The organism is Bradyrhizobium sp. LB11.1 (assembly GCF_040549385.1).
Taxonomy (GTDB): domain Bacteria; phylum Pseudomonadota; class Alphaproteobacteria; order Rhizobiales; family Xanthobacteraceae; genus Bradyrhizobium.
In genome coordinates this window covers 262,453-281,407 of the sequence record NZ_JBEPTH010000004.1, presented here as the reverse complement: position 1 = coordinate 281,407, position 18,955 = coordinate 262,453, and the positions used below count along the sequence as shown (strand labels likewise).

Sequence of the window (18,955 nt, the reverse complement as noted above, 5' to 3'; positions counted from 1 at the left end):
CAGACTGCTACCCGCGGAAAGATTCTGGATTGCTTCGCTTCGCTCGCAATGACGGGAAGAGAGAGTGCGCTCCTCGCAATGACGAGGAGAGAGTGTGCGTGCGCGCAGCGCTTACTTCTTGTCCCTGAAATACGGCTCCACCGGGCCGTGAACCTTGATGGTCAGCTGGTTGCCGTAGCGGTCCTTGGCACTGCCGGCGGCGACGCGGACCCAGCCTTCGCTGATGCAGTACTCCTCGACGTTGGTCTTCTCGACACCCTTGAAGCGGATACCGACGTCGCGCGACAGGATGTCCGCGTTGTAATAGGGGCTGTTCGGGTTGACCGACAGGCGGTCGGGAAATTCGTCGCTCATGATTGTCTCGCTCATAACAGGGTCTCGATCTTCTGCCGCAGTCCTTCCGGCCGCGCGGTCGGGGCTTAGCGCACGATCACCTGGCCGGCACGGTCCACCAGGAATTTGGTGAAATTCCATTTGATGGAGGCGCCCAACAGACCGGATTGCTGGCGTTTCAGGTACTCATACAAGGGATGCGCGTGGGCGCCGTTGACGTCGACCTTCTCGAACAGGGGAAAGGTGACGTCGTAGTTGGTGGAGCAGAAGGCCTGGATCTCGGCTGCCTGCCCCGGCTCCTGTGCGCCGAACTGGTTGCAGGGAAAGCCGAGCACCGAGAAGCCGCGCGGCGAGAGATCGCGATGCAGATCCTCCAGCCCGCGATATTGCGGCGTGAAGCCGCATTTGCTCGCGGTGTTGACGATCAACAGCACCTGGCCCTCGAAGTGGCGCATCGGCACCTCGTCGCCGAGAAGCGAATTGGCCTTGAAGTCGTAGATCGCCGACATCGCTAACCCACGGGGTCGATCGGCGACGGCGGCACGCCGCCCGCCTCGATCGCTTCGCCTGCGAGAAGACACAGATCCTCGCGATAGCGGCCGGAGACGATGTGCACGCCGACGGGTGCCTTGCCGACGAGGCCGGTGGAGACCGCAAGGCCCGGCAGTCCCATGAAGGGGATGGCGATCTGCGGCAATTGCGCTTCCCAGACGCGCTTGAAGGATTCCGCGTCCTTGCGATCGAGATGATCGGGGAACGGCAACTCGCCGGAGACCGGCGTCAGCAACACGGCATATTTCTCGAAGAACAGCATCCAGTCGCGGGTCAGCGTGGCGCGGCGGGTCAGTGCCTTCGCGTAGTCCGCCTGGTCCATCGGCGTGACCCTGCTGCGGTTACCGCGCAGGCAGGCGAGCGCACCGGGGTCGCCCTCGCGCTCGGCCATTTCCAGCTGCGCCTCGTAGGCCTCGCCGAGCCAAAGCTTGATCTGCCAATCAACCGCTTCACGCATCGGCGGGGTGTTCTCGATCGTCTCGACCGTCCAGCCGGCACGCTCGAGCCGCTTGCCGGCGTCGGTCACGGCCGCTTTCACCTCCGGCGTGGTGGCAAGGCCGTCCGGATTGAGGCAGAGCGCGGCGCGCTTCGGCTTCGCAGGGCCTTCCAGCGGCGCCGGCACGAACCAGGGGTCGCGGACATCGCGGGCCGACATGGCCGCGAGCGAAATCCGTAAATCATTGACCGTGCGCGCCAGGGGTCCCGACACCGCCATGATCTGCGGGCCGATCGGGCGCTCCGGCAGTGCCGGATTGAAAGCGGGGATGCGACCCAAGGTCGGGCGCAGGCCATGTACACCGCAGGCATAGGCGGGATAGCGGATCGAGCCGGCGATATCGGTCCCATGGGCGATGTGGCCGATGCCGGCCGCGACCGCCGATCCGGCGCCGCCGGACGAGCCGCCCGGGGTCAGCGAGGCATCGCGGGGATTCTTGGTGTCGCCATGAACGAGATTGGTGGTGAACCAGCGATAAGAGAAGGCCGGGCAATTGGTGCGCCCGAGCAGAACCGCGCCGGCCTTGCGGAAATTGGCGACCACCGGATTGTCCTCCCGCGCGATCAAATCGCGCTGGAGCTTGAGGCCGTTGGTGGTAGCAAAGCCTTCCTGGTCGACATTGGCCTTGATGGTGACGGGCACGCCAGCGAGCACGCCGGGGTCTTCCCCGCGGGCAATAGCGGCATCGACGGCGTCAGCCTGCTTGAGCACGTCCTCGGGCCGGTGGTCGATCACGGCGTTGAGCTTGGGATTGACGGCATCCAGGCGGTCGAGGCCGGCCTTGGCCGCCTCCCGGGCGGACACTTTTTTGGCCTTGACGAGGGTAGCGAGGTCGGCGGCCGACAGGCGCCAGAGATCTTGCATGACTTGCTCCGTGTGACCGGCGTCTTTTAGCGCCGGGAACGCGGCAAAGCCATGCGGATTTCGCAGGGAGGAAGAGCGGGTTTGGCGCCGGATTCTCCGTCATTGCGAGGAGCCCTTGCGACGAATCAATCCAGACTGCCTCCTCGGAGAGATTCTGGATTGCTTCGCTTCGCTCGCAATGACGGGGAGAGACTCGCAATGACGGGGAGAGAGCTGGGCCCCGCTAATGCCTCGTCGCGGACTTGTCCGGTATGTCCAGCAGGGCCTCGCTGAACGGAAACTCCAGCACGATGTCACCGCCGACGTCCGTCACCTCGATAACCGCTTCGAGCAGGGCCGGCTGGGTCCCCTCGGATTTCAGCACCTCCAGGATCATCTGGCGGGCGACCTCCCAGGCACGATCGGGGTTGCGCAGATCCTCGCCCTCGGGGTCCACGATCAGTTCATCGCCGATACGGGTGTTGAAGAAGTATTTGGGCATCACGAGATCCAGCTAAAGCCGCCTCTATCGGATTGAAAGCAGCACCCCACTCACAACTGCTTTATCAGGACAGGGTTCGCGACCGAATGCGCCAAGCGCAAGGCTGCGTCGCGCGAAAGTGGCGTTCCCGTCGCATCTTTCGCAGCGCAACATGCCATTCTCGGGAAAATTTCACTGGCGAACTTTTCTGCCCGCATTACTTTAACCCTTGTGCGGATACGTCCCGAATTCGTGAAAATGGAGAGCCAAAATGGCCTGGAAAGCCCCCAAGATCGTCGAAGTGCCCTGCGGCATGGAAATCAACATGTATGTGAGCGCCACCCGCAAGTAAGCGGTTGGTGAGTATGCGTTCTGCGCAGGTGGGTCTTTCGGTCACGATCGGTTTCCGGGTGATGGAAACTGTGTCGGCCTGAGATCCACCTCGCGACGTTGCCTCCAGGAGACGGATCATGCTTCGCGTCGTCGTCCTGGGCGCCGGGGCTGGCGGCGGAGTCCCGCAATGGAATTGCGGTTGCGAGGGCTGCCGGGCGGCCCGTGCCAATGGCCATGAGCTTCATCGAACCCAGGCCTCGGTTGCCTTCAGCGGCGACGGCGAGCACTGGTTCCTGATCAACGCCTCCCCTGATCTCCGCCAGCAATTGAATGCGACGCCGCAGCTGCATCCCAAGGCAGGCGCGCTGCGTCATACGCCGGTCGCCGGCGTGATCCTGACCAACAGTGAAGTCGATGCGGTCGCGGGTCTGCTGTCGATGCGCGAGGGCTCACCCTTCACGGTCTATGCGCATGAGAAGGTGCTGGCGATCCTCAGCGCCAACAGCATCTTCAACGTGCTGAACGAGAAGACTGTGCGACGCCAGCCGATCGGGATCAGTGAGCCGTTTGAGCCACGGCTGACCGACGGGGCACGCTCAGGCCTCGAGGTGCTGGCCTTTGCGGTGCCGGGTAAATCGGCCTGGTATCTCGAAGGCAAGGCGCATCCCGGCGGCGCGAGCGGCGACGGCGATACGCTGGGGCTGAAGGTCACGGACAAGTCGACCGGCAAGTGTTTCTATTTCATCGCCGCGTGCGCCGAGATCACCGATGCGCTGAAGGCCGAGATCGACGGCGCCGCTTTGGTGTTCTTCGACGGCACGGTCTGGCGGGACGACGAGATGATCAGGGCCGGGCTCGGCCACAAAACCGGCAAGAGCATGGGGCATGTTGCGATGTCCGGCGACGACGGCGCGATCACGAGGCTGGCCGATCTCACGATCGACAGGAAGATGTTTCTGCATATCAATAACTCGAACCCGGCGCTGCTGCCCGGCTCGCCTGAACGCAAGGCCGCAGAGGCCGCGGGCTGGCAGATACCCGCCGACGGAACGGAGATCGCGCTGTGAATGCCGCGTCCATGACTGGAATGACTGCGCTCTCTGTTGGCAAGGACATCAGGCTCAACTCTGCCGAGGAGCTGGAGGCGACGCTGCGCCATATCGGCGCGACGCGCTATCACAGCCTGCATCCGTTCCATAAGCTCTTGCATGGCGGCAAGCTCAACAAAGGCCAGGTGCAGGCCTGGGCGCTGAACCGCTACTATTACCAGAGCACGATCCCGATCAAGGACGCGGTGGTGATCTCGCGCTTCCGCGACCGCGCCACGCGGCTGGAATGGCGCCACCGCATCGAGGACCATGACGGCGATGTCGGCAGCGAGGGCGGCATCGAGCGCTGGCTGAAGCTGACCGACGGCCTCGGGCTCGATACGGCCTATGTGGAATCGACCGAAGGCATCTTGCCGGCGACGCGCTTCGCGGTGGAAGCCTATGTCCACTATTGCCGCGAGAAAAGCCCGCTGGAGGCGATCGCCTCCTCGCTGACCGAGCTGTTTGCGCCGAACCTGCACGAGGAACGCATCTCCGGCATGCTGGAGCACTACGACTTCGTCAATCCTGACATCATGAGCTACTTCAAGCGCAGGCTGGCACAGGCGCCGCGCGATGCCGGGTTTGCGCTCGACTATGTCAAGGCGCATGCGACGACGCCGGAGCAGCGCGCGCAGGTCTGCAACGCGCTGATCTTCAAGACCAACGTGTTGTGGGTGCAGCTCGACGCGCTCCAGCACGCCTATGTCGAGGGCAACATTCCGCCGGGCGCGTTCGTCCCCAAAGCGAGTTAGAGGAACAGTATGGCCGGGCCGCGTAACATCAGCGTCAGCGAGGCAAGCCGCCCCGTGCTGCCGCGGCATGCCAAGCTGAAATACGACGAGACGCGAAAAGTCTGGGTGATCCTGGCGCCCGAACGCGTGCTGGCGCCGGACGAAATCGCCGTCGAGGTCTTGCAACTCTGCGACGGTCAGCGCAACGTCGGCGAATTGTCCGATCAACTGGCGGCGAAATACGCCGCACCGCGCGAGGCGATCCTGGCCGACGTCATCGTCATGCTGCAGGATCTCGCCGACAAGGGCTTTCTGACCGAGGCCCGGGAGAAGACGCCATGAGCGATGTGCTCGGCCATCCCGCCATCCCGCCCGACGCCAGCGACAGCCTCGCGGTGCTGGAGAAGGGCCGCTCGACGGCGGAGACGTTTGGCATTCCGCTTGCCGTGCTGCTCGAGATCACCCACCGCTGCCCGCTGCAGTGCCCGTACTGTTCCAACCCGGTCGAGCTCGACCGCTCCGGCAAGGAGCTGACCACCGATGAGTGGAAGAAGGTGCTGAGCGAGCTCGCCGAGATCGGCGTGCTCCAGGTGCATTTCTCCGGCGGTGAGCCGACGGCGCGGAAGGACCTCGTCGAGCTGGTCAAGCACGCCAGCGACGTCGGCCTCTACACCAATCTGATCACCTCGGCCGTGCTGCTCACGCGTGACCGGTTGAGCGATCTTGCCGATGCTGGCCTCTGCCATGTGCAGATCTCGTTCCAGGGCATCGAAGAAGGCCTCGCCGATCGCGTCGCCGGCTACAAGGGCGGGCACCGCAAGAAGCTCGAAGTCGCGAAATGGACGCGCGAGCTTGATCTGCCGCTCACCGTGAACGCGGTGATGCACCGGCAGAACCTGCACCAGCTCCCCGACATCATCCAGATGTCGATTGATCTCGACGCCGACCGCCTGGAGGTCGCCAACGTCCAGTATTACGGTTGGGCGCTGAAGAACCGCGCCGCGCTGATGCCGACGGTCGCGCAGCTCGATGAGTGCACGCGTATCGTCGAGGAGGCGCGCGAGCGGCACAAGGGCACGCTGGCGATCGACTACGTCGTGCCGGATTATTACGCGCTGCGGCCGAAGAAATGTATGGGGGGCTGGGGCCGCCAGTTCTTCAACATCTCGCCGGCCGGCAAGGTGCTGCCCTGCCACGCCGCCGAGAGCATCACCGGGCTCGATTTCGAGTCGGTGCGCTCGAACCATTCGATCGCCTGGATTTGGCAGAACTCCGACGCCTTCAACCGCTATCGCGGCACCGGCTGGATGAAGGAGCCGTGCAAAACCTGCGAATTCCGCGAGATCGATTTCGGCGGCTGCCGCTGCCAGGCCTTTGCGCTGACGGGCGATGCCGCCAACACTGATCCCGCCTGCGCATTGTCGCCGCTGCACGAGACCATCTTCAAGCAGGCCGAGCGCGAGGCCGAGGGCGAGACCAATCGCTTCCTGTATCGCAACTTCGCCGGCGGCACTCTGGAATCCGGGAATGACGCCTGACGCCGACGCGGCCGCATCGGCCAGACGTGCCGATCCCTTTGCGCCGCTGACCTCCGACATGCTCGACGTCGGCGACGGCCACGAGCTCTATGTCGAGAGCGTCGGCCGCGCCGACGGCATCCCTGCGATCTATCTGCATGGCGGCCCCGGCAGCGGATGCCAGCCGGATCACCGCCGGCTTTTTGATCCCGAGCGTATGCATGCCGTGCTGTTCGACCAGCGCGGTTGCGGTCGCAGCCGGCCGAAGGGATCGCGCGAGCACAACACGACGGCGCACCTGATCGCGGACATGGAGAAGATCCGCGAAAAGTTCGGCTTCGACCGCTGGATGGTGGTCGGCGGTTCCTGGGGCGCGACGCTGGCGCTGGCTTATGCGCAGGCGCATCCCGAGCGCGTCTCCGGCATCGCGCTCCGTGCGACGTTTCTCGGCACGCAGGCAGAGGTCGCGACGGCCTTCACCTCGCGCCTGGCGCAATTCTATCCGGCTCTGCATGAGGACTTCCTGAGCGTGCTCCCGCCGGAGGAACGTGCGCAGCCGGTGGAAGCCTATTATCGCCGCATCCTCGATGCCGATCCCGCCGTGCATGGGCCGGCCTCCCGCGCCTGGCATGACACCGAGCGCGCCTTGTCGGAACACAAGGCGGCCAAGACACGCATCGACCTGGCCTCGCTGAATGTCTGGCGCACGCTGCCGGCGACGCCGTTCATGGAGGCGCATTATTTCGTCAATGACAGCTTCATGACCGAGAACCAGTTGCTGCGAAACGCGACCCAGCTCGCCGGCATTCCCGGCATCATCGTGCAGGGCCGCTACGACCTGTTGTGCCCTCCTGAGACATCGGAGCGGCTAGCGAAACTTTGGCCGGGTTCCGAGATTCGGATCGTGGAAGAAGCCGGACATTCGCTCTATGATGCCGGCGTGCGGGACGCGGTCATGAAGTCGATCGCCGACCTCGCGTCAAAGGCCGCGCGTTAAGACGCGAAGCAAGGACAACAAGACAATGCCGCTCGCCGGGACAGGCATGCTGCTGACGTCGATGAACATCGACGCAGCCGATGAAGCCGATTTCAATCGCTGGTACGATCGCGAGCATCTGGAAGAGCGCGTCGCAATCGATGGCTTTCTTGAAGCGCGGCGCTATGTCGCGCACGCCGCCAATCCCAAATATCTCTCGCTGTATTCGACCGCGACGCTCGACGTGCTCGACAGTCCCGCCTACCGGGCGCGGCTCGCCAACCAGACCGAATGGTCGCGGCGGACCATGGCGCATTTCAAGAACATGCTGCGCGTGGTCGCGCGCATCACCATCAGCAAGGGCACCGGCCGCGGCGCGGCACTCGGCCTCGTGCGGCTGCGGCCCACAGCCGCTAACGCCGGCGCATGGCGTGATGCACTGCAAGAAAAGCTGGCGCCACAAGACCGCGAAGGCATCATCTCGATGCATCTGCTCGAAAGCGAGCCGGAATTATCCGGCGCAACGGCCGATATTCCGGCCGTTCGCAACGAAGGTGCGCGCGACTGGTTCGTCCTGATCGACGGCACGCATGTCGGCGCCGTCTCGGCCGTCATCGCCGAGCGCTTCACCGGCCCCGCTGCCGCGCCGTTCCCGCTACCGGTCTCCGTCGGCACCTATGCGCTGATGTGGGACCTCGCGCGAAGCGATATCGCGCACAGCTAACGCGCCATCCGCAACGCAGCATATTGCACCGCCGCATTGGTTGCGCGCGGCCGTTAATGCTCTGCGCGCGCAGCTCCCATGAAACCCGGTGATCGCGAAAATTTGCCGTTGTACTTGGGAACGGTTCTAATAAGCTAACCCAATGACGTCATTCAGAAACCAGATCGCCTCGCGTTAAGCGTTCGACAAGCTCAAGAAAAGGCCGCCAGGTCTTGAGCCTGCGCGGACAGGGTAGGAATGAAACCGACCGATATCGCGGCCCCCGACTACTTTCACAAAGTGGTCGATTGCCAGTGGGCCTGTCCTGCGCACACCCCGGTTCCCGAGTATATCCGACTGATCGCACAAGGCCGCTACAGCGACGCCTACATGATCAATTGGAAATCGAATGTGTTTCCCGGAATTCTGGGACGCACCTGCGATCGTCCGTGCGAGCCTGCGTGCCGCCGCGGACGCGTCGAGGAAACGCCCGTGGCGATCTGCCGCCTCAAGCGCGTCGCCGCCGACTTCAAGGACGACATCAAGCACCGCCTGCCGCACCCCACCGCGAAGAACGGCAAGCGCGTCGCGTTCGTCGGCGGCGGTCCGGCGTCGCTGACGGTGGCGCGCGATCTCGCGCCGCTCGGCTATCACTGCACTGTGTTCGATGGTGATCCCCAGGCCGGCGGCATGATGCGGACGCAGATCCCGAAATTCCGCCTGCCGAATTCGGTGATCGACGAAGAAACCGGCTACATCCTCAACCTCGGCGTCGACTTCAAGGGCGGTCAGCGCATCGAGAGCATGAAGGCGCTGCTCGCGGAGAAGTACGACGCGATCTTCGTCGGCTCCGGCGCGCCGCGCGGCCGCGAACTCGACATTCCCGGCCGCAAGGAGGCAGCCGCCCACGTCCATATCGGCATCGACTGGCTGTCCTCGGTGTCGTTCGGCCACACCGACAAGATCGGCAAGCGCGTGATCGTGCTCGGCGGCGGCAACACCGCGATGGATTGCTGCCGCACCGCGCGCCGTCTCGGCGGCGAGGACGTCAAGGTGGTCGTGCGGTCCGGCTTCGAGGAGATGAAGGCCTCCCCCTGGGAGAAGGAAGATGCGATCCACGAGGACATCCCGATCCTCAATTTCCTCGTCCCCGTCTCGTTCATCCATGATAACGGCACGCTCACCGGAATCACCTTCCAGAAGGTGAAGGCCGAATACGATGCCAAGGGCCGCCGCAACCTCGTTCCATCAGGTGAACCGGACCAGACCATCGAATGCGATGACGTGCTGGTCGCCGTCGGCCAGGAGAACGCCTTCCCCTGGATCGAGCAGGATTGCGGCATCGAGTTCGACAAATGGCACATGCCCAAGGTCGATCCGAAGACCTTCGTCTCGACCAACCCGAAAGTGTTCTTCGGCGGAGACGCCGCGTTCGGGCCGAAGAACATCATCTGGGCGGTGGCGCAGGGGCACGACGCCGCGCTGTCGATCCACAAGATGCTCTCGGGCGAGGACATCACCGAGCGGCCGCTACCGGATGTGCATGTCTCATCGCAAAAGATGGGCATCCACGAATGGAGCTATGACAACGACATCTCCAACGACAAGCGCTTCAAGGTGCCGCATCGCGACAAGGTGATCGCGCTGAAGGACATCCGCACCGAGGTCGAGCTTGGCTACGACGTCAAGCTTGCGCTCGGCGAAGCCGAGCGCTGCCTGAACTGCGACGTCCAGACCGTGTTTTCCACCTCGCTCTGCATCGAATGCGATGCCTGTGTCGACATCTGTCCGATGGATTGCATCACCTTCACTGCTAACGGTGAGGAAGACGATCTGCGCCATCGCCTCAAGGCGCCCTCGCCGCATCCGGACCAGGACCTCTATGTGTCCAGCGATCTCAAGACCGGGCGCGTGATGGTCAAGGACGAGGATGTTTGCCTGCATTGCGGGCTGTGCGCCGAGCGTTGTCCCACCGGTGCCTGGGACATGCAGAAATACCTCATCGAGATGACTCACGCAGGTTCGACATGTCCGACAAAAAGCCGATCAGCAGCGTAAACGACTTCGTCGTCCGCTTCGCCAACGTCAACGGATCGGGCTCGGCCAGCGCCAACGAAATGTTCGCGCGCGCGATCCTGCGCCATGGCGTGCCGGTGTCCCCCCGCAACATCTTCCCCTCCAATATCCAGGGCCTGCCGACCTGGTACGAGGTGCGGGTGACGGAAGACGGCCATCTCGGCGCCCGCGGCGGCGTCGACCTGATGGTCGCCATGAACCCGCAGACCTGGGACAAGGACCTCGCCGGCATCGAGCCCGGCGGCTATCTGTTCTACGATTCCACCAAGCCGATGCCGTCGACCAAATTCCGCGACGACGTCACCGTGATCGGCGTGCCGCTGACCGCGATCACCAACTCGACCTACACCGATCCGCGTCAGCGCCAGCTGTTCAAGAACATCATCTATCTCGGCGCGCTGTCGGCGTTGCTCGACATGGACCCGAAGCTGATCGAGCAGCTGATCGGCGAACAGTACAAGGGCAAGGAGAAGCTCTTGTCCTCCAACGTCCACGCCCTGCATCTCGGACGCGACTGGGCGCTGCAAAATCTGAAATGTCCGCTCGGACTGCGCATCAAGAAGTCCGACAAGATCGGTGACCGCATCTTCATCGAGGGCAACAGCGCCGCCGCGCTCGGCGCCGTCTATGGCGGCGCCACTGTGTGCGCCTGGTATCCGATCACGCCGTCCTCGTCGGTAGCGGAAGCCTTTACGGCCCATTGCAAGAAGTACCGGCACGACCCCGCGACCGGACAGGCGAAATACGCCATCGTTCAGGGTGAGGACGAGTTGGCCTCAATCGGCATGGTGATCGGCGCCTCCTGGAACGGCGCCCGCGCCTTCACCGCGACCTCCGGCCCCGGCATCTCCCTGATGACCGAGTTCATCGGGCTCTCGTACTTCGCCGAGATCCCGGCCGTGATCATGAACATCCAGCGCGCCGGCCCCTCGACGGGCATGCCGACCCGCACCCAGCAATGCGACATCATCGCCTGCGCCTATGCTTCGCACGGCGATACCAAGCATGTGCTGCTGTTCCCGGAAGATCCGGCCGAGGCCTTCGAGTTTGCGGCCGCCGCTTTCGATCTCGCCGAGCGGCTGCAGACCACGATCTTCCTGATGCTCGATCTCGACATCGGCATGAACCACCGGCTCTGCCGTCCGCTGAAATGGGACGATTCCAAGCAGTATGACCGCGGCAAGGTGATGACCGCGGAGATGCTGGACGAGGGCCGCGACTTCGGCCGCTATCTCGACGTCGACGGCGACGGTATTCCCTACCGCACCTATCCCGGCACGCATCCGACCAAGGGCTCCTATTTCACCCGCGGCACTTCGCGCGACCGCTATGCGCGGTATTCCGAGGAAGGCTCGGTCTACGCCGACAACATGCAGCGGCTCGTGCGCAAGTTCGAGACGGCGCAGGACCTGGTGCCGCGGCCGCTGCAGGCCAACGCGGAGCGGCCGACCAAATATGGCGTGATCTATTACGGCTCGACCTCGCCGGCGATGGACGAGGCGATCGGACTATTGGAAGCGCGCGGGCATCAGCTCGACCGCCTGCGCATCCGCGCCTTCCCGTTCCACTCCAGCGTGGCGAGCTTCCTCGCCGAGCACGACTTCGTCTACGTCGTCGAGCAGAACCGCGACAGCCAGCTCCGTCAGCTCATCGTCAACGAGAACGGCATCGATCCCGTTCGTCTGGTGCCGATCGTGCATTATGACGGCACCCCGATCACCGCCCGCTACATCGCAAAAGCCATTGGCGACCACCAGGATCACCTCAAGGTGACCCCGCTCCGCAAGGCCGTGTCATGACCTACATTGCAAAGCCGAAATTCCATCATCCCGGCCTCAAGAAGAACGAGCTCGGTTACACCCATCGCGACTACGAGGGCAAGATCTCGACGCTGTGCGCCGGCTGCGGTCATGACTCGATCACGGCCTCGATCATCGAAGCCTGCTACGAGCTCTCGATCGAGCCGCATCGGGTGGCAAAGATCTCCGGCATCGGCTGTTCGTCGAAGACGCCGGATTATTTCCTGGGCAATTCGCACGGCTTCAACTCCGTGCACGGCCGCATGCCCAGCGTGCTGACCGGCGCCAACCTCGCCAACCGCGATTTGATCTATCTCGGCGTTTCCGGCGACGGCGACAGCGCCTCGATCGGCTTCGGGCAGTTCGCGCATTCGATCCGGCGCGGCGTCAACATGACCTATATCGTCGAGAACAACGGCGTCTACGGCCTGACCAAAGGCCAGTTTTCAGCGACCGCCGACCGCGGCTCGAAGTCGAAGAAGGGCGTGACCAACACCGACAATGCCATCGACCTCGTCGCGATCGCGCTGCAGCTCGGTGCGACCTTTGTCGCGCGCTCGTTCTCCGGCGACAAGAGCCAGCTGGTGCCGTTGATTGCGGCCGCCATCGGCCACAAGGGCGCGTCCTTCATCGACGTCATCAGCCCCTGCATCGCCTTCAACAACCATGCCGGTTCGACCAAGAGCTTCGACTATGTCCGCGAGCACAATGACGCCGTGAACCGGCTCGACGTACTGGTCGGCCGCGATCCCATCGCAGTCGACTACGCGCCGGGCACGGTGCAGGTGGTCGAGCAGCATGACGGCAGCAAGATCGCGCTGCGCAAGATCGACGCCGATTACGATCCGCATGACCGGCTCGGCGCCCAGACCTTCCTCGCGAGGCACGCCGCCAAGGGCCAGATCGTCACCGGGCTGCTTTATGTCGACCCCGACGCGGAAGATCTGCACGCCCATCTCAACACGGTCGAGACTCCGCTCAACACGCTGGAAGCGGACACGCTCTGCCCGGGCTCGGCGGCGCTGGACAAATTCAACGCCAGCCTGCGTTGATTATTTGCTGCGCTGAGGCGGCCTGACGCGCACGGTGATCTTGTCCGACACGACGGGCGGATCGAACGGATAGTGCTTCGCATCGCCCAGCACCAGCTGCAGCGTATGGGTCCCCGGCGGAAGCTCGAGCTGGGTCTCGGTCTGCCCTGCACCGAAATGCAGATGCGACTTGTCCTGCGGGATCGGCTCCTTCGGATCGATGGGGTCGTTGACGTCGACCAGCAAATGGTGGTGGCCGGCGTTCTGATAGTCGTCGCCGGCATGCGTCACACCCATGTTGCGCAAGCCGAACCGGACCAGGAATTCGCCGCGCACCCTTTGCCCGTCATGCGGGGTTATAAAATAAACCTTTGCGTCCTTTGGAGCAGCCTTACCCTGCGAGAAGGCCATGCCAGGGAGCAACGCGAGCACCGCCGACAGCGCAACGCAGCGAAGGATTTGCATCAATCTACTCCGGCAGTTAAGGACTGAGCGCGACACGGAATCCATGCGTCGGGTATCGAACATTGGTATCGTAACTGTCGCGGTTGGACGGCCTCACATATCTCGAGTCGTTCTTCCAGGAGCCCGAGCGCAGGACATGCGAGGCACAATCCCCGCTGTTCCATGCCGACCCGTCCCCGGGTGCGCCCTGATAGGTCCTGTGCCAGCAATCCTCGACCCACTGATCGACACTGCCACCCATATCGTAGAGACCGAACGGATTGGGCTTGAAGCTGCCGACCTTCGCCGGCTGCTCGGCCGCGAGGTCCCCGCAATCCTTGCACCCCGCCATGCTCGGCTGGAGCTTGTCGCCCCACCAATATTTGGTTTGCGTTCCGCCGCGCGCGGAATACTCCCATTCCGCTTCGCTCGGAAGTCGATAAGGCTTTTTGGTCACCTGCGCGAGGAAGGCGGCATATTGCTGCGCGTCGGTCCAGCTCACATTGGTGATTGGCGCATCGTCCTTGCCGGTGGCAGTGAATCCGCACGCCTTTGCAGCGGCGCATTCGTTCCATTCCTGCACGGTCACCGGATATTTTCCGAGCGAGAACGGCTTGATCGTGACCTGATGGACAGGGCGCTCCGTCGAGTCGTCATTGCTTCCCATCGCAAAGCCGCCGCCGCGAATGGCGATCATCTCGGGCTCGCGGAGCGGCGCCGCCGCTGGACTTGGTACTTGAACTGGTTCTTGACTTGGCGCCGGAGCGGGCGATGGAGATGATGCCACGAGTGAAGGAGACGGCTGCGGAGTTTGCGGGCTCGGCGATCCGACCGGAGCAACAATCGGCGCAGCGGCCTGCTTGTTCAACCTGCCCGGCTGCGTCAGCAGATACCACAGCACACCGGCAGCGATCACGAGGAGCGTGACGCCCAGAAGAAAGATCAGGGCGTTCTCGCGCCGGCCGCGGGTTCTTCCAACCGCGTCCGCGTCCGGCAGCACGCGATAGATGCGTACGGGATCGGTGATATTCTTGACTTTGCGATCGCCGAGCGACTCATATCCGCACACGACCTTGTGCTTGATCTGCTCGTAGATCGCGCCGGAAATGTAGACCTGACCGGGTTCGGCGATGCCCTCGATGCGGGTGGCGATGTTGACGCCGTCACCGTAAACATCGTCCGGCTCTATGATGACGTCACCGAGATTGACACCAATCCGGTACTGGATCCGGGAATCCTTCGGAAGAGAGGCGTTGCGGCCGACGAGATTTTGCTGGATGACGATGCCGCATCGAACCGCCTCGACGGGGCTGTCGAAAATCGCGATGAAGCCGTCGCCCGTCGTCTTCACCAGAGATCCATGGTGCTCGACGATGCTGGGCTGAATAAGATCCCGTTCGATCCGCTTGACGCGGACATGCGTGCCCTCCTCGTCGGCCTCCATCAGGCGACTGTAGGACGCGATGTCACCGACGATAATCGCCGCGAGACGACGAGGCATCGAGCCGTTTGGAGGCGGCCCATCCTGATTCCCGGATCTGAAGTTGCGAATTTCGCCCATTGCGTGGGGCTCCACAGACTTGCAAACACCGGGCCCAGCTTACCGCTCCGAATGGCGGCCGTCTGTGAAAGCTATCACATGGTTGAAATGAGACAATGTCGCAGCAATGGTGGGCGTCGAGTTCCAAGGGAGCAAATTGCCCCCGGCATTGAACCTTCCTGATCCGATGCCGACTAATGCGCCGCATGGGAGCCACCCGCTTCACATGCGAGGCCGTGCAAGGCCGAAACCGAGACCTGCGCGCTCTAACCGACAGGCTCCGGCGCGGGTTCAGGCTCCGGCACGGTGTGGTCCACATGGGCCGGTCGTCCGGCACGCCAATATTGCTTGCAGGTCTCGAGCAATGCTTCGGTGTTCATGGTCAGGCCGCCCGCATTGACGATCACGCTGTCAGCGCCGAGCGCCTTGTTCAGCATCGACAAGGCCTGCGTCAGCAATCCTCCGGAGAATCGCTCGGCGACAAGGGGATCGACCTTGAGCACCACGAATTTCTGCGCGCGCTGCTCCCATAGAAGAATCTTTCGCACGGCGCTCCAGGCGATGGTCTCGTCGGCGAGCCTGGAGTCGCGAATGCCGACGCGGCTGATGAAGACCACCGGCTGCCTGGCGGAGATCAGCCGCCAGAGCATCCTGCAGGTGGCAAGGCCGAAAAACACCGCGCCGATATAGCAGGCGGCGACCTCGAACGTGGTGATGTTCTTGCCTTCCTGCCAGCTGAATGCGAGCGCGGCGCAGAGCAGCGTCAGCAGCAGGCTGCCGCCGAAAAACATCAGCAGCCGGGCCCGGGAATAGCCGATCGCAAGATTGGGCAGGTTCTGACTTTCGGACATTTTCGATCGCCTCCAGCCGATTCAAACAACCTGGGGTCTATCCACGCCCCTCCCTTGCAACGGTTAAGCCTGGAACCTTGCGCGAGGCTGCCGGAGGCAATGCAGTTGAACGCATCGCCTGCGGCTCGCGACTAACGGGCCAGTTGGCCCCTTGTCCCGATGCGGGCCGTCAATGCTGACATGCCCAGTGCGACCATGAAGCTTGCCCTCATCCTTCCGCTTGCCCTTGCCGCCTTCATCGGCGTCGCCCGGGCCGAGGAGGCCGACGACTTTCGCGAGGCCACCCCGGCCGAGACCGAAACCTTCAATGCGCGCATGTATGCGGGCACGCCCGGCACAACGGCCTATGCCTGCTTTGTCCGCCGCTACGATGCCGAGCATCTGGCGCAGCATCCGAAGCAGAAGGTTGCTTCGATGAAGCTGCTGGTGTCGGCGGAGACCTACGAAGCGGACAAGCAGCTCCATAACTCCTTCCGGATCGGCTTCCGATACCGCCACCGCAGCGGCGATTTCGACTCCAGCGGCTCCTGTCACCACACTGTGCTCACCAAGGACGGCAGCGAGGTGCGCCTCGGCTGCGGCGTCGATTGCGAGGGCGGCGGCCTCGGCATCGCGCTGTCGAAGGACGACAAGTCTGCCATTGTGCGGCTCGAAAGCATCAGGATCTGGCTGCACAACAAGGCGACTGAAGACGACAACCAGGCCCTGGTCGCCGGCAGCGATGACGGGATCTTCCGCCTCGAGCGGACCGATAACAGCGAGTGTGCTGCGCTTGCATACGACCGCAAGGAACTCGCCGCGCTCCGCCACAAGTGATATGTCTCCGGCAAAGTCGTGTGGGAGATCGTCATGAACCGCCGGAACATCTTGTGGAGTACCGTCTCGGCGCTGGGCGCGGCGTTTGCCGCCTCGCGCGCCAAGGCTGCGACTGAAAAGGCTGCGACTGAAACGACCAAGCCGGACAAGCTGAAGGTGGTCTATCACCTCGCCGACGCCGACAAGGTCAATTTCGTGCTCGGCAATATCCAGAACCACATCGACGGCGTCGGCGGCCCCGACCATGTCACAATCGCGCTGGTGATCCACGGGCCGGCGCTGAAGGCGTTCCACTTGGCGCAGGCCAACCCTGACGTCAGCAAGCGGATCGGCGATTTCACCAAGGACGGCGTCGAGCTCGCCGCCTGCGGCAACACCATGAAGGCGCAGAACATCACGCTGACGGATCTGCTGCCCGGCTTTGTCAGCGCGGAGAAAGGCGGCGTGGTTCGTTTGGCCGAACTGCAATCGCAGGGGTATTTGTATCTGCGGCCGTAGGGGTGTTGCGGGTCGCGTGACGAGGCTCCGCCACATTCTCCGTCATTGCGAGCGTAGCGAAGCAATCCAGACTGTCTCTGCTGAGACGGTCTGGATTGCTTCGTCGCTTCGCTCCTCGCAATGACAGCGGGGGACTTGACTTACCCATAACTCTACGGTTATGAGTTAATCCATAACCTCCGAGTTATGGATTCCGTATGTCCACCACCCCCGATCTTCTGTTCCGGACGCTCGCCGACCCGACCCGGCGGGCGATCTTCGAGCGGCTGTGCCGCGAGGGCGAGCAGACGGTCGGGGCACTGACGGCGCGATCCGGCGTTTCCCAGCCGGCAGTCTCCAAACATCTCGGCGCGCTGAAGCAGGCGGGCCTGGTGCGAGACCGCCACGAAGGACGCCAGACCCATTACAGCGCGCAACCCGGTGCGCTCAATCCGCTGATCGACTGGACCAGCCAGATGGCCGGCTTCTGGCAGAACCGGCTCGATGCACTCGACGATCTCCTGAAGAGGATGGACCAATGACTGAGGCTGCGACCGAAACACGTTCCGTGGTCATCGAGCGCGAATTTGCTTTTCCGCCGGAGCGGCTGTGGCGCGCGCTGACGCAGCCGCATCTGATCGAGGAATGGCTGATGAAGAATGACTTCAAGCCGACCGTCGGTCATCGCTTCAATCTTCGCGGCGAATGGGGCGGCGTGCTGGATTGCGAGGTGCTCGCCATCGAACCGCAGCGCTCGCTCGCCTACACCTGGAATTTCACGCATGAGGATGCGGCCTACGATCTCAAGAGCGTGGTGACGTTCACGCTCACCCCGCAAGGGGCAGGTACGCATCTGCGCGTCGAACAGGCGGGCTTCCGTCCCAGCCAGAAGCAGGCCTATGGCGGCGCGCATGCCGGCTGGAAGCAGTTTTTCACCAAGCTGGACGAGTTGCTGGCGCGGGCGGAATAGCCCGGCTGCGGGCGTCCATTTCCAATATTCTCACGGGAGGCCCTAGATGAGTTCGAACATGTGGATTCGACAGATCCATCGCTGGCTGTCGATTGCGTTCACGCTTGCCGTCATCGCCAACATCGCTGCGCTGACCATGCAGATACAAGCGACGTGGATCGGACTGCTGGCCTTCGTGCCGCTGATTCCGCTGCTCGCGACCGGGCTCTATCTGTTCGCGCTGCCCTATGTCAGCCGTCGCAGCGATGCGCGATCATGAAAAAGGCGGTGCCAGCAAAGAACAACCCGGCAAAGGACACCGATGGACCTTCACCCTCAAAACTGATCGACGGCAGGATCAAGGAGCTCGGCGACTGGCGCGGCGACGCGCTGAAGCGGATCCGCGAGCTGATCAAGGAGGCCGATCCTGAGGTGGTCGAGGAATGGAAATGGCGCGGCGTTCCCGTGTGGGCGCACGACGGCATCATCTGCACCGGCGAGACCTACAAGGCCGTCGTGAAGTTGACCTTTGCCAAGGGCGCGGCGCTGGACGACCCGGCCGGCCTGTTCAATTCCAGCCTCGACGGCAATGTGCGGCGTGCCATCGATATTCCCGAGGGCGCTGAGATCAACGAGAAGGCATTGAAGGCGCTGATCCGCGCGGCCGTGGAGCTGAACGGGTCCAAGGTCAAGAAGAAGCCGGCCAAGCGCTCGGCATAGAACATTCGTTATGCCGCGATTCCCTTCCTTCTCCCCTTGTGGGAGAAGGTGGCGCAAAGCGCCGGATGAGGGGTCTCCATCGACACCGGAAAGTGCGGAGAGATACCCCTCACCCCAGTGAGCCAGTGTCTGCCGGCATCGCTGCCCTCTCCCACAAGGGGCGAGGGCACATCAACGCGCATCTCGCCGTACTCCA

The 18,955-nt window shown here is 63.2% G+C and carries 23 protein-coding genes; 16 read left to right on the top strand and 7 right to left on the bottom strand.

Going from position 1 to position 18,955, the window contains the following annotated elements; all coding sequences use genetic code 11:
- Nucleotides 1-111: 111 nt before the first annotated feature.
- The 4 genes from ABIA96_RS12650 to ABIA96_RS12635 all read right to left on the bottom strand — a co-directional run bounded on the left by ABIA96_RS12650 (nt 112) and on the right by ABIA96_RS12635 (nt 2,726).
- Nucleotides 112-369, bottom strand: coding sequence for a DUF3297 family protein (locus ABIA96_RS12650; RefSeq protein ID WP_354137378.1), 258 nt, complete (start codon nt 367-369; stop codon nt 112-114).
- A 50-nt stretch (nt 370-419) separates the two neighbouring features.
- Nucleotides 420-842 (bottom strand): glutathione peroxidase, encoded by a 423-nt coding sequence (locus ABIA96_RS12645; RefSeq protein WP_354137377.1) that lies wholly within the window; start codon nt 840-842, stop codon nt 420-422.
- A gap of 2 nt (nt 843-844) precedes the next feature.
- A complete protein-coding gene (locus ABIA96_RS12640; protein WP_354137376.1) occupies nt 845-2,245 on the bottom strand; it encodes an amidase family protein in 1,401 nt (466 codons plus the stop codon).
- A gap of 223 nt (nt 2,246-2,468) precedes the next feature.
- Nucleotides 2,469-2,726 carry a DUF6894 family protein gene (locus tag ABIA96_RS12635; RefSeq protein WP_354137375.1) on the bottom strand — a complete coding sequence of 86 codons (258 nt, stop codon included), beginning with the start codon at nt 2,724-2,726 and terminating at the stop codon, nt 2,469-2,471.
- Nucleotides 2,727-2,976: 250 nt separating this feature from the next.
- Between ABIA96_RS12635 and pqqA the strand changes: the two genes are divergently transcribed.
- From pqqA to ABIA96_RS12585, 10 genes are all read left to right on the top strand, one after another.
- Nucleotides 2,977-3,057: a pyrroloquinoline quinone precursor peptide PqqA gene (gene pqqA, locus ABIA96_RS12630; protein ID WP_007595659.1), complete on the top strand. Its 81-nt coding sequence runs from the start codon at nt 2,977-2,979 to the stop codon at nt 3,055-3,057.
- A gap of 118 nt (nt 3,058-3,175) precedes the next feature.
- Complete coding sequence (pqqB, locus tag ABIA96_RS12625; RefSeq protein ID WP_354137374.1) at nt 3,176-4,105, top strand: pyrroloquinoline quinone biosynthesis protein PqqB; 930 nt, start codon at nt 3,176-3,178, stop codon at nt 4,103-4,105.
- Complete coding sequence (gene pqqC, locus ABIA96_RS12620) at nt 4,102-4,881, top strand: pyrroloquinoline-quinone synthase PqqC (RefSeq protein ID WP_354137373.1); 780 nt, start codon at nt 4,102-4,104, stop codon at nt 4,879-4,881. Before pqqB ends, pqqC begins: the two co-directional genes overlap by 4 nt.
- Nucleotides 4,882-4,890: 9 nt before the next feature.
- The gene (pqqD, locus tag ABIA96_RS12615) at nt 4,891-5,202 is read left to right on the top strand and encodes a pyrroloquinoline quinone biosynthesis peptide chaperone PqqD (protein ID WP_354137372.1); all 312 of its coding nucleotides are present in this window, start codon (nt 4,891-4,893) and stop codon (nt 5,200-5,202) included.
- Entirely contained in the window at nt 5,199-6,398 is a 1,200-nt protein-coding gene (gene pqqE / locus ABIA96_RS12610) for a pyrroloquinoline quinone biosynthesis protein PqqE (protein ID WP_354137371.1), read from the top strand. The genes pqqD and pqqE overlap by 4 nt, the downstream gene beginning before the upstream one ends.
- Entirely contained in the window at nt 6,388-7,374 is a 987-nt protein-coding gene (gene pip, locus ABIA96_RS12605; protein ID WP_354137370.1) for a prolyl aminopeptidase, read from the top strand. Before pqqE ends, pip begins: the two co-directional genes overlap by 11 nt.
- Before the next feature lie 25 nt (nt 7,375-7,399).
- Nucleotides 7,400-8,077, top strand: a complete 678-nt coding sequence (locus ABIA96_RS12600; RefSeq protein WP_354137369.1) for a hypothetical protein — start codon at nt 7,400-7,402, stop codon at nt 8,075-8,077.
- Between the two features lie 237 nt (nt 8,078-8,314).
- Nucleotides 8,315-10,114, top strand: coding sequence for an FAD-dependent oxidoreductase (locus ABIA96_RS12595; protein WP_354137368.1), 1,800 nt, complete (start codon nt 8,315-8,317; stop codon nt 10,112-10,114).
- A complete protein-coding gene (locus tag ABIA96_RS12590) occupies nt 10,084-11,931 on the top strand; it encodes a 2-oxoacid:acceptor oxidoreductase subunit alpha (protein WP_354137367.1) in 1,848 nt (615 codons plus the stop codon). The genes ABIA96_RS12595 and ABIA96_RS12590 overlap by 31 nt, the downstream gene beginning before the upstream one ends.
- The gene (locus tag ABIA96_RS12585; RefSeq protein ID WP_354137366.1) at nt 11,928-12,983 is read left to right on the top strand and encodes a 2-oxoacid:ferredoxin oxidoreductase subunit beta; all 1,056 of its coding nucleotides are present in this window, start codon (nt 11,928-11,930) and stop codon (nt 12,981-12,983) included. Before ABIA96_RS12590 ends, ABIA96_RS12585 begins: the two co-directional genes overlap by 4 nt.
- Here ABIA96_RS12585 and ABIA96_RS12580 read toward each other — a convergent pair whose 3' ends face one another.
- From ABIA96_RS12580 to ABIA96_RS12570, 3 genes are all read right to left on the bottom strand, one after another.
- Nucleotides 12,984-13,427 carry a DUF4399 domain-containing protein gene (locus ABIA96_RS12580; protein WP_354137365.1) on the bottom strand — a complete coding sequence of 148 codons (444 nt, stop codon included), beginning with the start codon at nt 13,425-13,427 and terminating at the stop codon, nt 12,984-12,986.
- A gap of 16 nt (nt 13,428-13,443) precedes the next feature.
- A complete protein-coding gene (locus tag ABIA96_RS12575) occupies nt 13,444-14,967 on the bottom strand; it encodes an SUMF1/EgtB/PvdO family nonheme iron enzyme (protein ID WP_354137364.1) in 1,524 nt (507 codons plus the stop codon).
- A gap of 245 nt (nt 14,968-15,212) precedes the next feature.
- A complete protein-coding gene (locus ABIA96_RS12570; RefSeq protein ID WP_354137363.1) occupies nt 15,213-15,797 on the bottom strand; it encodes an STM3941 family protein in 585 nt (194 codons plus the stop codon).
- 195 nt (nt 15,798-15,992) lie between these two features.
- On the opposite strand from ABIA96_RS12570, the gene ABIA96_RS12565 reads away from it, so the two are divergent.
- From ABIA96_RS12565 to ABIA96_RS12540, 6 genes are all read left to right on the top strand, one after another.
- A complete protein-coding gene (locus ABIA96_RS12565) occupies nt 15,993-16,613 on the top strand; it encodes a hypothetical protein (RefSeq protein WP_354137676.1) in 621 nt (206 codons plus the stop codon).
- Between the two features lie 33 nt (nt 16,614-16,646).
- Entirely contained in the window at nt 16,647-17,111 is a 465-nt protein-coding gene (locus ABIA96_RS12560) for a DsrE family protein (protein ID WP_354137362.1), read from the top strand.
- Between the two features lie 197 nt (nt 17,112-17,308).
- Nucleotides 17,309-17,632, top strand: a complete 324-nt coding sequence (locus ABIA96_RS12555; protein ID WP_354137361.1) for an ArsR/SmtB family transcription factor — start codon at nt 17,309-17,311, stop codon at nt 17,630-17,632.
- Nucleotides 17,629-18,060: an SRPBCC family protein gene (locus ABIA96_RS12550; protein ID WP_354137360.1), complete on the top strand. Its 432-nt coding sequence runs from the start codon at nt 17,629-17,631 to the stop codon at nt 18,058-18,060. Before ABIA96_RS12555 ends, ABIA96_RS12550 begins: the two co-directional genes overlap by 4 nt.
- Nucleotides 18,061-18,106: 46 nt before the next feature.
- Nucleotides 18,107-18,319: a hypothetical protein gene (locus tag ABIA96_RS12545; protein WP_354137359.1), complete on the top strand. Its 213-nt coding sequence runs from the start codon at nt 18,107-18,109 to the stop codon at nt 18,317-18,319.
- Nucleotides 18,316-18,759: a DUF1801 domain-containing protein gene (locus tag ABIA96_RS12540; protein WP_354137358.1), complete on the top strand. Its 444-nt coding sequence runs from the start codon at nt 18,316-18,318 to the stop codon at nt 18,757-18,759. Before ABIA96_RS12545 ends, ABIA96_RS12540 begins: the two co-directional genes overlap by 4 nt.
- Nucleotides 18,760-18,955 lie beyond the last annotated feature (196 nt).